Origin of the sequence: Nocardiopsis deserti (genome assembly GCF_008638355.1) — a bacterium.
GTDB classification, from domain to species: Bacteria; Actinomycetota; Actinomycetes; order Streptosporangiales; family Streptosporangiaceae; genus Nocardiopsis; species Nocardiopsis alborubida.
On record NZ_VWVS01000013.1, the window covers coordinates 291105 to 304165 of the forward strand.

Consider the following 13061-nt stretch of genomic DNA (forward strand, 5'->3'; position numbering starts at 1 on the left):
GAGAAGCAGCCGTGAACCCCGTCACCCGCCTCCTGGTCGCCAACCGGGGCGAGATCGCCCGCCGGATCCTGCGCACCTGCCGCTCCCTGGGCATCGCCACCGTCGCCGTGCACGCCCCCGGCGAGGAGAACGCCGCGCACGTGACCGAGGCCGACACCGCCGTGCGCCTGCCCCTGCCCGAGGGGCGCGGAGCCGTGGACGCCTACCTCGACCCCGACGCCGTGGTGGCGGCCGCCCGCGCCTCCGGCGCCGACGCCGTCCACCCCGGCTACGGCTTCCTGTCCGAGGCCCCCGCACTCGCCCGCGCCGTCACCGGCGCCGGGCTGACCTGGATCGGCCCCCCGGCCGAGGCCGTCGAGAGCATGGGCTCCAAGACCCGCGCCAAGCGCGTCGCCCGGGACGCCGGGGTGCCCGTCGCCGACGCCCTGGACCCCGACCGGGTGCGCCCCGAACACCTGCCCGTGCTGGTCAAGGCCGTCTCCGGAGGCGGAGGACGCGGCATGCGCGTGGTCCGCGACCTGGCCGACCTGCCCGCCGAGGCCGCCGCAGCCCGCGCCGAGGCGGCCTCCGCCTTCGGCGACCCGGCGGTGTTCTGCGAGCCCTACGTGCCCCACGGCCGCCACATCGAGGTACAGGTCCTGGCCGACACCCACGGCACCGTGTGGGCCCTGGGCGAGCGCGACTGCTCCGTTCAGCGCCGCCACCAGAAGGTCGTCGAGGAGACGCCCGCCCCCGGCCTGCCCGACGACCTGCGCGAGCGCCTGCACGAGGCCGCCCGCCGCCTGGCCCGCGCCATCGGCTACACCGGCGCCGGGACGGCCGAGTTCCTCGTCCCGGTGGGGGAGGAGGGCTTCGGTGACCCGGTCTTCCTGGAGATGAACACCCGGCTCCAGGTCGAACACCCCGTCACCGAGTGCGTCACCGGCCTGGACCTGGTCGAGTGGCAGATCCGCGTCGCCGAGGGCGAACCCCTGCCCGGCGGGGGCCCGCCCGCGCCGCGCGGCCACGCCGTCGAGGCCCGCCTGTACGCCGAGGACCCCCGCGACGGCTGGCGACCCCGCACCGGAGTCCTGTACGCCTTCGACGTCCCCGCCGACACCCGCTTCGCCCCGCCGCCCGCGTTCGGGGTGCGCCTGGACAGCGGCGTAGAACCCGGCGACACCGTCGGCGCCGACTTCGACCCCCTGCTCGCCAAGGTCGTCGCCCACGGCCGAGACCGCCGCGACGCGCTGCGCCGCCTGGCCGCGGCCCTGGCCGCCGCGCGCGTGCACGGGGTGGGCACCAACCGCGACCTGCTCGTGCGGGCGCTGCGCCACCCCGCGTTCGCTGAGGCCGAGGCCCGACCCGGCGGGCTGCACACCGGTTACCTGGACGGCGACCGCCTTGCCGCCCTCGTCCAGCCCCTGGCCGCTCCCGCCACCGAGCGCCTCGCCGCGCTGGCCGCCTGCCTGGCCGCCGCCGAGGCCGCCCGCACCGGCGCCGCCGCCCCCGCCGGGATCCCCGCCAACTGGCGCGGCCTGCCCTCCCAACCCTTCGTCCGCCAGCACGACGTCGACGGGGACGGGGGAAGGCGGACCACCACCGCCTACCGGACCCTGAGAGGGTCCTACCTGCCCGAACAGGCCGGGGTCCGCGTGCTCTCGGCCGCGCCCGACCGGGTGGTCCTGGAAGTCGGGGGCCTGCGACGCGCCTTCGCCGTCCACCGCCCCGCCGCGGGCGGCGACGTCCACGTCGACTCGCCCCTGGGATCGGTCACCCTCACCCCCGTCGACCCCCTGCCCGCGCCCGAGGCCGCGGTCGACCCCGGCGCCCTGCCCGCACCCATGCCCGGCACGGTCACCGCCGTGGAGGTCGCCGTGGGCGAGCGGGTCGAGCCCGGGCAGACCCTGCTGCGCATGGAAGCCATGAAGACGGAGCACCGCGTCACCGCCCCCGCCGCCGGTGCCGTCCGGGAGATCCCGGTCGCGGCTGGGCAGAGGGTGCCCGCCGGGGCGCCCCTCGCCGTCCTCGACTACGAAGGGGCCACGCCGTGACCGGTGCCATGACCTTCAACGAACCCGCCGAGCGCGTCGACCTGCGCGCCGCCGTGTCCGCGTTCGCCGCGGAGTACGGGTCCGAGTACTACCGGGCCCGCGCCAAGGAGGGCGCCTACCTCACCGAACTGTGGCGCGAGGCGGGCAGGCTCGGCTACCTGGGCGTCAACATCCCCGAGGAGTACGGGGGCGGGGGCGGGGGCATCGGCGACCTGGCAGCCGTCCTGGAGGAGCTCGGCGCGGCCGGGTGCCCCACCCTGATGATGGTGGTCTCCCCGGCCATCTGCGGCACCGTCCTGTTCCGCTTCGGCACCCCCGAACAGCGCGAACGCTGGCTGCCCGGCCTGGCCTCGGGCGAGACCATCATGGCCTTCGCCATCACCGAGCCCGACGCCGGGTCCAACTCCCACCGCATCACCACCACCGCCCGGCGCGACGGAGGGGGCTGGGTGCTCAACGGCCGCAAGACCTTCATCTCCGGCGTGGACGTGGCCGACGCCGTCCTCGTCGTGGGCCGCGTCCAGGACGAGGACACCGGGCGCCTGTCCGCCGCGCTGTTCGCGGTGCCCACCGACGCCCCGGGTTTCGAGGCCCGCCCGATCGAGATGGACCTGGTCAGCCCCGACCACCAGTACCAGCTGTTCCTGGACGACGTGCGCCTGCCCGCCGACGCCCTGGTCGGCGACCCCGGGGCAGGCCTCCTCCAGCTCTTCGCCGGGCTCAACCCCGAGCGCATCATGGCCGCGTCCCTGGCCTCGGGCAGCGCCCGCCACGCCCTGGACAGGGCGGTGGCCTACGCCAGGGAGCGCAGGGTCTGGCGCGACACCCCCATCGGTGCCCACCAGGGGCTGGCCCACCCGCTGGCACAGGTCAAGATCGAGCTGGAGCAGGCCCGCCTCATGACCCAGCACGCGGCGCTCCGCTACGATTCCGGCGACGACGCGGGGGCGGGGGAGGCGGCCAACATGGCCAAGTACGCCGCCGCGGAGGCGTGTGTGCGCGCGGTCGACCAGGCCGTGCAGACCCTGGGTGGAAACGGCCTGGCCAGCGAGTACGGGCTGGGGTCGGCGATCGCGGCCGCCCGCCTGGCGCGCATCGCGCCGGTGAGCCGGGAGATGGTGCTCAACTACGTGGCACAGCAGTCCCTCGGCCTGCCCAGGTCGTACTGAGCCGTCGGCGCGCGGACGCCGGCCGCCTCAGGGGTGTGGGGACAGGGGGAAGCAGCGACGTGGACACCGGGGCCGACCGCGAGCCGCGGCAGGAGCGCAGCCGGGCCACCCGCGCCCGACTGCTGGAGGCCGCCGTGGCCTGCCTGGCAGAGGAGGGCACGGCCGGTGCCACCGTGGGCGCGGTCGCGCGGCGGGCCGGGGTCTCGCGCGGCGCCGCCCAGCACCACTTCCCCACCCGCGAGGACCTGTTCCTGGCCGTGCTGCGGCACATGCTCGACAGCCGCGGCGCGGAACTGCGGCGCGGCGCGGCCGCCGTCCCCGAGGGCGGCGGCCGCACCGAGGCGGTCGTGCAGATGGTCGTGGACGCCTTCACCGGGACGGACTTCCGGGCCGCCCTCCAGCTGTGGTCGGCCGCCGCCAGCGACCCGGTCCTGCGCGAGCGGATCATTCCCGTGGAGGAGCGGATGGGCCGGGAGATCCACCGGGCCGCCGTGGAGCTGCTGGGCGTGGACGAGTCGGTCCCGGGGGTCCGCGAGACCGTCCAGGCCACCCTCGACCTGGCACGCGGCCTGGGACTGGCCAACCTGCTCACCGACGACGGGCCCCGGCGGCGCCGGATCGTGCGCCAGTGGGCGCGCGCCCTGGACGAGCAGCTGCGGACCCCGGCGCCGTGAACCGGCTACCCCGGCGGCACGGAGCGTGCTTATCATCGAAGCGGCGGGTCCACGGGCCCGCCGCTGACGTCATTCCCGAACCGGACAAGGCGGTGTGAAGGTGAGCGCGGATGCGGGCGGGAACCCCCCGGACCTGGCCAGGCGGGCGTTGGACGCCTTCGCCGAGAGCGCCTCGCGCCGCAGGGACCGCGACGCACTGATGGACAACGCCTTCGCCGCGCTCTTCGCCCTGTACCGGGCGACCACGCCCGCGCAGCGCAGGTCGCCGGGCGGACAGGAGTTCAGCGCCACCCTGGCCGAGCTGCTGGTGGGCGGCAGCAACCCCGACCGGCTCGGCCTGTACGTGGTCCGCACCCAGACCGCGGCCGAGAACGGCCAGCACGAGGCCTACCGCCCCGCCTGCTGGCGGCGTTCCATGCTGGAACTGCTCGGCGAGGAGTTCGTGCCCTGGGAGACCTTCCTTCGCCCGGGCGACCTGGAGGCGCTCCCGCGTATCGACGAGGCCCTCACCGAGGTGGCGGCCCGGGCGCGGCCGGTCAACGACGAGGAGGTTCCCGACTGGGTGCCCGAGTCCCACTGGTGGTGGTGGGAACCCGCCCGCCAGCGCGGTGAGGAGGCCCCCGAACGCTACGACAGCGGCACCCTGGACGCCGTCGGGGACTGAGCCCCGGCCGGCGCCCGGGCGCCGCGTGCGCTCAGCCGGGGCGCGGCCGCGCGTCGCGGAGGGCGGGCCGCGGCGGCCCCGGACCCTCACGCACCGGCGGAGGCGGTCCTGGCGGCGACGAGGTCCCGGTACCAGGCGAAGGAGTCCTTGGGGGTGCGCGCCTGGGTGGCGCGGTCCACGTGCACCAGCCCGAAGCGCTGGTGGTAGCCCTCGGCCCACTCGAAGTTGTCGGTGAGCGTCCACACGAAGTACCCGCGCACGTCCGCGCCCCGCTCCCGCGCGGCCTCCACCGCGGCCACGTGCCCCTCCAGGTAGGCGATCCGCTCGGGGTCGGCGATCCGCCCGCCGGGGGAGACCCGGTCCTCGTAGGAGCAGCCGTTCTCGGTGACGTACAGCGGCGGCAGCGCGTCGCCGTGGCGCTCGCGCAGCAGATCGATCATCCGGCCCAGTTCCTCGGGCACCACCGGCCACCCGAACGCCGTCACCGGCGCCCCGGCGACCTCGCCGAACCCGAACGGCAGTCCCGAACCCCCGTCGGGCGCGGTGGCCACGGTCGGGTTGTAGTAGTTGACCCCGAGGCCGTCCGCGCTGCCCGCGATGACCTTCAGGTCGCCCTCGCGCACGCCGGGGACCTCCGCGAGGCCGAACGCCGACAGGTCCGGGTAGGCGCCGGCCAGCACGGGGTCGGTGAACAGCCGGTTGTGCAGGGTGTCGTAGGCGTGTGCGGCGGCGGTGTCGGCTTCGGAACCGCTGGCGGGTCTGACGGGGGAGTAGTTGTTGGTGAGCAGTACCTCCAGGCCGCGCGAGCGCAGCTCCCCGGCGGCCAACCCGTGTGCGAGCAGCATGTGGTGGGCCACCCGCATCACCTCGGGCACCTCCAGGGTCCGCCCCGGGGCGTGGACGCCGAGCGCGTGCCCGTAGGTGGTGTGCACCAGGGGCTCGTTCAGGGTGATCCACCGGTCCACCCGGTCGCCGAGGCGGTCGGCTGCCGCCGCCGCGTACTCGGCGAAAGCGCGCGCCGTGTCGCGTGCGCTCCAGCCGCCCGCCTCCTCCAGCGCCTGGGGCAGGTCCCAGTGGAACAGGGTCGGCACCGGGGCGATCCCCCGGGCGAGCAGAGCGTCCACCAGGCGGTCGTAGAAGTCCAGGCCGGCCCCGTTCACCGCGCCGCGCCCGGTCGGCACGACCCGGGGCCAGGCGAGCGAGAACCGGTAGGCGTTCACCCCGAGCCGGTCGAGCAGTCCCACGTCCTCGGCCCACCGGTGGTAGTGGTCGCAGGCCAGGGCGGGGCTGTGCCCGTCGCGGACCGCGCCCGGGCGCTCGGAGAAGACGTCCCACACCGACGGGCCGCGCCCGTCCTCGTCGAGGGCGCCCTCGATCTGGAAGGCGGAGGAGGCCACTCCCCACAGGAACGGTGACGACATGGACGGGTACCTGCCTTTCGCTGGGTCTGACGGGGGTTTGAGGCGGATGTGTGGTTGTGGTGCGCGTGCGGTGCACCGTGTTGCGCGGACGGGGGCGGGACCGGCCCTGCGCGCCGGTGTACTGCCCGAGGCCGCTGCGTCGCGCGCCACCCTGTACGCGCGGGCGGCGCCCGGCCGCGTGGGACCGGCGCGCGCTCAGGCGACACCCCGGATCCGCCACACCAGCACCCCGCCCAGCAGGCTGAGCAGCCCGCACACGGTGTACAGGACCGGGTAGCCGCCCAGGTACACCACGATCGGACCGGCCAGGGCGGGCGCGATCACCTGCGGCCCGGCGCTGGCGATGTTGACGATCCCCAGGTCCTTGGCCCGTCCGCCCGCGCTCGGCAGGACCTCGGTGACCAGGGCGTTGTCCACGGACAGGTAGACGCCGAAGCCGATGCCCAGCACCACCGCGCACACCAGGCTCATCGGCCATGTCGGAAACGCGGCGATCAGGAACGCGGGCACCGCTGAGACCACCCCGGACAGGCACACCATCCCCCTGCGGCGGCCGATGCGGTCCGAGACCAGACCGGCCAGCACGGTCGTGGCCACGACCGCCGCCGTGTAGACGGCGATCAGCACCAGCAGTCCGTCCGCGGCCGAGGAACCGGGGAACAGCTCCTCGTAGCCCACCGCGTCGGCGAGGAAGTAGAGCAGGTAGAGGGTGAACATGGCGTTGCCCGTCTGCATGAGGAAACGGGTCAGCCACGCCCAGCCGAAGTCGGGGTACCGGCGAGGGGACACCCACAGCCCGCGCGCGAACCCGATCCAGGAGGGGCGGGCCTCGCGGGGCAGTGGCGGGTCGGGGGCCAGCAGGGCGAACGGCAGGACGCACAGGACGGTCAGCGCACCGAGGAGGGCGTAGCCGGGGGCGGTCCCCGTGGCCACCACGGTCACCAGCAGCACCGCCACCACCACGCCCGCCGACTGCGGTATGCCGATCCACCCCGAGACCACGCCGCGCTGGCGGACCGGCACGTGGTCGGGCACGGCCGCGAGCAGGGTCGCGTTCAGGCAGGACAGCGCGGCCTGGACGAACGACCACCCCAGCAGGACGCCGAGGAAGCCGTCCTGCTGCCCGAGCACCACCAGGCCCAGGCCGCCCAGGAGCGCACCGGTCAGGATCCAGGGGCGTCGGCGCCCGAACCGGCCGGTGGTCCGGTCGGACAGCGCTCCGGCCAGCGGGGTGCCCAGGGTGGAGCAGGCCGCGCCCGCCCCGGTCACCCAGGCCAGGGCGGTCTCCTTGGAGTCGGGGGCGAGCAGGCCGACCTGTTCGGGCAGCAGGACCTGGAGCGGGCCGAAGAAGGCCATCCACATGCCGAGGTTGGCCAGGCTGATCCCGGCCACCCACAGGCGGCGCACGGGCCGGGTGGGTTCGGCGAGCGCGGCGGGCGCGGCGGGTGTCTGGGGGGATGGGGAGGGCTGCGCGGGGGGTGTGCGCACGTGTGACCTACCTAACATGAACGTGTCTCATGTTAGAGGGGTCGTCCCGCCGGGGAAAGGCCCGCGACGGGTCCGGTTCACGGTGCGCGGCGCGGCGCCGCCGTCCCCGGGGCCGGTCGTGCTCGACGGCCGGGTTCTGCGTTCCCGTCTTGGTAGTCAAGTTTGCCCAGTGGAGTCGGAGAGGGCTACCCTCGCAAAGTAATCAAACTTGACTAATAGGAGGTGCGCGTGGCCGGAACGGACACCGCGCGGGCGGGCGGCGGCACGGGCGGGGATGAGGGCGGGGACACCCGGCGGAACCAGGACCGGAGTCAGGGGCGGCCGGGGGCGGCCGCGCTCCGGGCCAACGAGACGACCGTTCCGCTGCTGCCGTGCGTCTCGACCGAGGCCACCCTGGAGTTCTACCGGGCGCTCGGCTTCGAGGTCACCTACGAGCAGACCAGGCCCTACCTCTACCTGGCCTTCCACTGGAGCGGCTTCGACCTGCACTACGGCCGCGCCCCGAAGGGCCTGGACCCCGCCCTGGAGAACAGCGGCGGCTGCCTGGTCATGGTCGACGCGGTCGCGCCCTACCACGCCGCCCTCACGCAGGCCATGCGCCGGGCCTACGGCAGGGTCCTGGCGAAGGGGCTGCCGCGTATCACGCGCCACCGGCCGGGCGCCAGCCGCTTCACGCTCATGGACCCCTCGGGGAACTCGCTCATCTTCATCCAGCGCGGCGAGCCCGAGAGGCTGGAGTACGGCGGCTCCAGGGAACTCGACGGGCTCGCCCGCGTCCTGGACGGCGCCCGGATCCTGCGCGACTTCAAGACCGACGACCTCGCCGCCTTCAGGCGGATCCGCTCCGGACTGAAACGGCACGGGGACCAGGCGCCTCCGGTGGAGCGGGCGCTGGCGCTGGCCATGCTCATCGAACTCGCGGTCGCCCTCGGGGAGGAGGAGGGCGTTGAGGAGTGGCGGGAGCGGCTGAGCGGGATCGCCCTCAGCGGCGGTGAGCTGAGCAGGATCGAGGGGGAGCTGCGCAACGCCTCCGCGCTGCGGCGCTGGCTCGGCGCGGAGGCCGCGGAGGCGGACGGGGCGGCCGTCTCAGCAGGAGACGGCCGTCTCAGCCGGAGGGGATCGAGCCCGGCTCCTCCCCGGTGAGGACGCCCTCGTAGGCGTTGCCCTCCTCGCCGGCGAAGGAGTAGGCGCCGCCCTCGATCCGCCGGATCAGCGAGCGCGTCCACGCCGCGTCCGACTCCGCGGAGTGCACCCACATGTCCATGACCTCGCCGATGTGGCCCATCTGGCCGGGCCCCGCCTCCGGGGCGTAGTACGTGACCACGCCTCCGCGCCACTCCTCCAGGCCCTCGACTCGGCGCCTGAGCAGGTCGACCGCCTCCCGCCGGGACAGGTCGACGATGAAGCCCAGACCGGCCGAGAGCACGTCCAGGCGCGCGTCGTGCGAGGACACCGCCCGGCGCAGCAGGGCGAAGTACTCCCGGGTGCCCTTTCCGGTGATCTCGTACTCGGTCCGGGGCGGGCCCCCCGCGGTGGACGGCGCTGTCTCGTGGGCGTGCAGCAGGTCCTGCCGGGCCATCTGCTTGAGCGCGTGGTAGATCGACCCCGGCTTGGCGTTGGACCACTCGTGCGCGCCCCAGAACTCCAGGTCGCCCCGCACCTGGTAGCCGTGCGCCCGCCCGCGTAGGCGGACCGCCCCCAGGACCAGCAGCCGGATGGCCGACATCCACACCCCTCGTCTCACCGGCGCGGTATCCGTGCTGTTCGACGATCCGCGCTATTCAACTTTGACTAGCATATCTCCCGTGCGCCCGCGCCGCCCTGTGCTCCGCGCCGCCTCCCGTGCCCGGGCGGGCCCGGCACGGGAGGAACGGCGGCGGGTCTCAGCCGCGCCCGGGGACCGGGTCGCCCTGGCGGGCGTGCTCGCCCCCCAGCGCGATCGGCGCGGCCAGCCACTCGTCGCGCAGGCCGAACGCGTTCACCAGCTGCACGGCGTAGGGGCGCAGGCCCCGGCACAGGTCGTTCACCGCCTGGGTGACCGCCTTGGCCCGCGAGGTGGAGAGCCGCTCGTGCTCCAGGAACCACGCGCGGTTCTCCTCGATCACCGACATCACGTACAGGTCGCACAGCCGGTTGAGCAGCTTGGCGGTCGAGGTGTCCCCACAGCGGTCGATCCCCGCCACGAACGCCTCCAGCACCACCCGGTCCATGTGCGCGCGGCCCGCGGTGAGCACGTGGTCCTGGGCGCGGTTGAACACGTCGAAGGCGTCGTCGCCGTTCCTGCCGGACCTGCGCAGCCGCGCGGCCAGGCCCTCGATGACGTGCTTCTCGCGGTCCTCCAGCAGCTCCAGCTGCCAGCCCCGGTTGTACAGGCTGGCCTCCTCGCCGCGTCCCGGGGCGGCCGCGACGAGCCGTTCGATCAGCGGAATCGCGGCGGTGCGCTCGATGACGGTCTCGAAGACCTTGCCCGCCATGAACCGGGCCAGCCCCAGCTGGTCCAGGTCGCCGAACGAGTCCTTGAAGTTGGTCAGCAGGCCCTTGGTGAGCTGCTGGAGCAGGACCGTGTTGTCGCCCTCGAACGTGGTGAAGATGTCGGAGTCGGCCTTGAGCTGCGGAATCCGGTTCTCGGACAGGTACCCGGCGCCGCCGCACGCCTCCCGGCAGGTCTGGATGGTTTCGCTGGCGTGCCATGTGGCCACCGCCTTGAGCCCGGCCGCCCGCGACTCCAGTTCGCGCTGGGCGTGCTCGTCGCGCTCGGGCGAGCGGGACAGCTCGTGCAGCCGGGTGACCAGCTCCTCCTGCGCGAAGTGCAGCGCGTAGGTGCGGGCCAGGGCGGGCAGCAGCTTGCGCTGGTGCGCCAGGTAGTCCAGGACGCGCACCTCCCGCTCGGGCCGCCCCTCGCCGTCGGGCCGGGTGAACTGGCGGCGGGTGTCGCCGTAGCGCACCGCGATGGTCAACGCGGCCTTGGCGGCGCTCCCCGCGCCGCCCGCCACGCTGATCCGGCCACGGACCAGCGTTCCGAGCATGGTGAAGAAGCGACGGCCCTTGCTCTCGACGGGGCTGGAGTAGGTGCCGTCGGCTGCCACGTCCCCGTACCGGTTGAGCAGGTTGGTGCGCGGCACCCGCACGCGGTCGAACTCCAGCCGCCCGTTGTCCACGCCGTTGAGTCCGGCCTTGGGGCCGCAGTCCCCGATGCGCACGCCCGGCATCGGCCTGCCCCGCCCGTCCCGGATCGGGACCACCAGGGCGTGCACGCCGTGTTCCTCGCCGCCGGTGCTCAGCTGGGCGAACACCACCGCCAGGCGACCGTCGCGGGCCGCGTTGCCGATGTAGTCCTTGCGCGCCGCCTCGTCGGGCGTGTGGACCACGAACTCCTCGGTGTCGGGGTCGTAGACGGCCGTGGTGCGCAGGCTCTGCACGTCCGATCCGTGGCCGGTCTCGGTCATGGCGAAGCAGCCGGGCAGCTCCATCGACATCGTGCCGGGCAGGTACTCGGCGTGGTGGGCCTCGGTGCCCAGGGCGCTGATCGCCCCGCCGAACAACCCCCACTGCACACCCATCTTCACCATGAGCGACAGGTCGTTGACCAGCATCTCGAAGCCGACCACGGACGCGCCCACGTCGTCGCGCCCACCCACCGAGGCGGGGAAGCCGTAGGCGGGCAGGTCGGTCTTGGCCAGGGCCTTGATCTGGGTGAGCGTGCGGGCGCGGTGCTCCTCCACGGACAGTCCGTACACGGGGGCGTACAGGTCTCCCCGCAGGGCGTCGCGCATGTGCTCGCGCACGTGGGCCCAGCGGCCGTCGAGGAGGCCGCGCAGTTCGGCCTCGTCCACCCTCAGCGCCTGTTCGTTCATGTGCTCCCCCTGTGGTCCTCGCTGACGCGGCCCGGCCCGTGCCCGCCGCCGGAAGGGGCGGCTGGCACGGACCCGTACCCGCGGGTACACGACCAACGTTAGGGGGCGGGCGGGAAGTCAGACGGCCAGGGAGGCGGTCGCGGGGTCCTGGGTCGCGGTCGCGGCGGAGTCCACCCTGTGCAGGAGGTCGTCCAGGGACAGGCCGAGCGCGGCGGCGATCGCCGCGACAGTGAAGAACGTCGGGGTGGGGATGCGCCCGCCCTCGATCTTGCGCAGGGTCTCGACCGAGATCCGGGCCTCACGCGCGACGTCGACCATCGTGCGCTCCGCGCGGGCCTGCCGGAGCAGACCGCCCAGGAGGCGCCCGCGCTCGATCTGGTCTGCGGTCAGCGGTTCACGCACCATGCGACGAGTCTAACGCCACGGCACCGGGGCGGGATGAAAATACCGTCATGGCTGCCTGGTGCGCGGAGGGAGCGCAGAGGACCACCGACCGGCCAGGCCGGACGTTCCCGCTCTCAGGAGCCGCCGGTGCGGGGCGAAGCGGGGACGGTTTCGTTCCCGTACCCCGCCCCGCCGCTGGAGAAGGGAACCTAGGCCAGACCCGGGACGGCCAGCTCCAGGCGGCCGCCGTCCGCGTCGAGCCGGGCGGGCACCCCCAGCGGAATCGTGAGCTGGGCCGCGCAGTGCCCGAACTCCAGCCCCCACAGCACCGGCACCCCCAGCGGTTCCAGCCGGTCGCGCATCAGCTCGGCGACCACCTCCGGCCCCGGCGGGCAGTCCGTCCACGTGCCCAGGGCCACCCCGGCCACCCCGGCCGCCCACCCCGTGCGCAGCAGGTGCGTGAGCATCCGGTCGAGCCGGGCCACGTCCTCGGCGACGTCCTCCAGCAGCAGGATTCCGCCGGAGGCCGACAGGCGGCTGTGCGGCGCGGCCAGACCGTCGTTGAGCAGGCTCAGGTTCCCGCCGAAGGTCACCCCCTCGGCCCGTCCCGGCACCAGCGCGTGCGCGCCCGGCGAGGTCAGCACGGTCCGCCGCTCGGGCTCGAACAGGGTGGCGCGCAGCTCCTCCTGGGCCGCCGGGTCGCCCACGAAGTACCCCGTGCCGACCACGGGCCCGTGCACCGTGGCCACGCCCAGCTCCACCGCGAACGCCTCGTGCAGAGCCGTGATGTCGCTGAACCCGACCAGCGCCTTGGGTTCGGCCCGGCGCATCGCGTCGAAGTCCAGCAGGTCCACCGTCCGGTGCGCACCGTCGCCGCCGCGCACGCACAGCACCGCGTCCACGTCCGGGTCGCACCAGGCCTCCTGGAGGTCGGCGGCCCGCGTGGCGTCCGCACCGGCCAGGTAGGGCAGCCGCGGGTGGCGCTCGCGCACGTGCGGGGCCAGTTCCACCTCCAGCCCCCAGCCGCGCAGCGTTCCCACCGCGGCCTCCAGCCGCTCCGCGGGAACCGGGCTGCACGGGGCGACCAGGCGCACCCGGTCGCCCTCCCGCAGGCGCGGCGGTCGGACCAGCGCGCGCACACCCCGCGCGTCCGGCACCGGCACCCGCACCGCCGCGTCCGCCACCTCGGTCATCGCCTCTCCCACCCTCGGCCCTCTCCCTCGCTCGTGCGCGCCACCGGACGCGACGCCTCTCCCCACCACCAGCGCTCGGACACTCCCGCCGTCGCGCCGACCGCGTGCCCGGTCCCGCCCGGCCGCGGGGCCTTCCGGAACCCGGCCCCCGAAACACCAACCTCCCAGCCGACCAGGGGGT

The 13061-nt window shown here is 74.6% G+C and carries 11 protein-coding genes; 5 read left to right on the forward strand and 6 right to left on the reverse strand.

Annotation, left to right across the window (positions count from 1 at the left end; genetic code table 11):
- Positions 1-11 precede the first annotated feature (11 nt).
- From FYW99_RS18140 to FYW99_RS18155, 4 genes are all read left to right on the forward strand, one after another.
- Entirely contained in the window at positions 12-2033 is a 2022-nt protein-coding gene (locus tag FYW99_RS18140) for an ATP-binding protein (RefSeq protein WP_150253194.1), read from the forward strand.
- Entirely contained in the window at positions 2030-3202 is a 1173-nt protein-coding gene (locus tag FYW99_RS18145; RefSeq protein ID WP_150253195.1) for an acyl-CoA dehydrogenase family protein, read from the forward strand. Before FYW99_RS18140 ends, FYW99_RS18145 begins: the two co-directional genes overlap by 4 nt.
- A 59-nt stretch (positions 3203-3261) precedes the next feature.
- Positions 3262-3876: a TetR/AcrR family transcriptional regulator gene (locus FYW99_RS18150; RefSeq protein WP_150253196.1), complete on the forward strand. Its 615-nt coding sequence runs from the start codon at positions 3262-3264 to the stop codon at positions 3874-3876.
- Positions 3877-3970: 94 nt separating this feature from the next.
- Positions 3971-4540, forward strand: a complete 570-nt coding sequence (locus FYW99_RS18155) for a hypothetical protein (RefSeq protein ID WP_150253197.1) — start codon at positions 3971-3973, stop codon at positions 4538-4540.
- A gap of 86 nt (positions 4541-4626) precedes the next feature.
- On the opposite strand, the gene FYW99_RS18160 is transcribed toward FYW99_RS18155, so the two are convergent.
- Both FYW99_RS18160 and FYW99_RS18165 read right to left on the reverse strand, forming a co-directional pair.
- On the reverse strand, positions 4627-5961 hold the full coding sequence (locus tag FYW99_RS18160; protein ID WP_150253198.1) for a GH1 family beta-glucosidase: 1335 nt from the start codon (positions 5959-5961) through the stop codon (positions 4627-4629).
- Between the two features lie 195 nt (positions 5962-6156).
- Complete coding sequence (locus FYW99_RS18165) at positions 6157-7449, reverse strand: MFS transporter (protein WP_150253199.1); 1293 nt, start codon at positions 7447-7449, stop codon at positions 6157-6159.
- 228 nt (positions 7450-7677) lie between these two features.
- On the opposite strand from FYW99_RS18165, the gene FYW99_RS18170 reads away from it, so the two are divergent.
- Positions 7678-8592, forward strand: a complete 915-nt coding sequence (locus tag FYW99_RS18170) for a VOC family protein (protein WP_223839176.1) — start codon at positions 7678-7680, stop codon at positions 8590-8592.
- On the opposite strand, the gene FYW99_RS18175 is transcribed toward FYW99_RS18170, so the two are convergent.
- From FYW99_RS18175 to FYW99_RS18190, 4 genes are all read right to left on the reverse strand, one after another.
- The gene (locus tag FYW99_RS18175) at positions 8555-9175 is read right to left on the reverse strand and encodes a PadR family transcriptional regulator (RefSeq protein WP_150253200.1); all 621 of its coding nucleotides are present in this window, start codon (positions 9173-9175) and stop codon (positions 8555-8557) included. The two genes, FYW99_RS18170 and FYW99_RS18175, sit on opposite strands and share 38 nt — an antisense overlap.
- Before the next feature lie 157 nt (positions 9176-9332).
- Positions 9333-11303, reverse strand: a complete 1971-nt coding sequence (locus tag FYW99_RS18180) for an acyl-CoA dehydrogenase family protein (RefSeq protein ID WP_150253201.1) — start codon at positions 11301-11303, stop codon at positions 9333-9335.
- 117 nt (positions 11304-11420) lie between these two features.
- Complete coding sequence (locus FYW99_RS18185) at positions 11421-11708, reverse strand: helix-turn-helix domain-containing protein (protein WP_150253202.1); 288 nt, start codon at positions 11706-11708, stop codon at positions 11421-11423.
- 188 nt (positions 11709-11896) lie between these two features.
- On the reverse strand, positions 11897-12880 hold the full coding sequence (locus FYW99_RS18190) for a S66 peptidase family protein (RefSeq protein ID WP_150253203.1): 984 nt from the start codon (positions 12878-12880) through the stop codon (positions 11897-11899).
- Between the last annotated feature and the right edge of the window lie 181 nt (positions 12881-13061).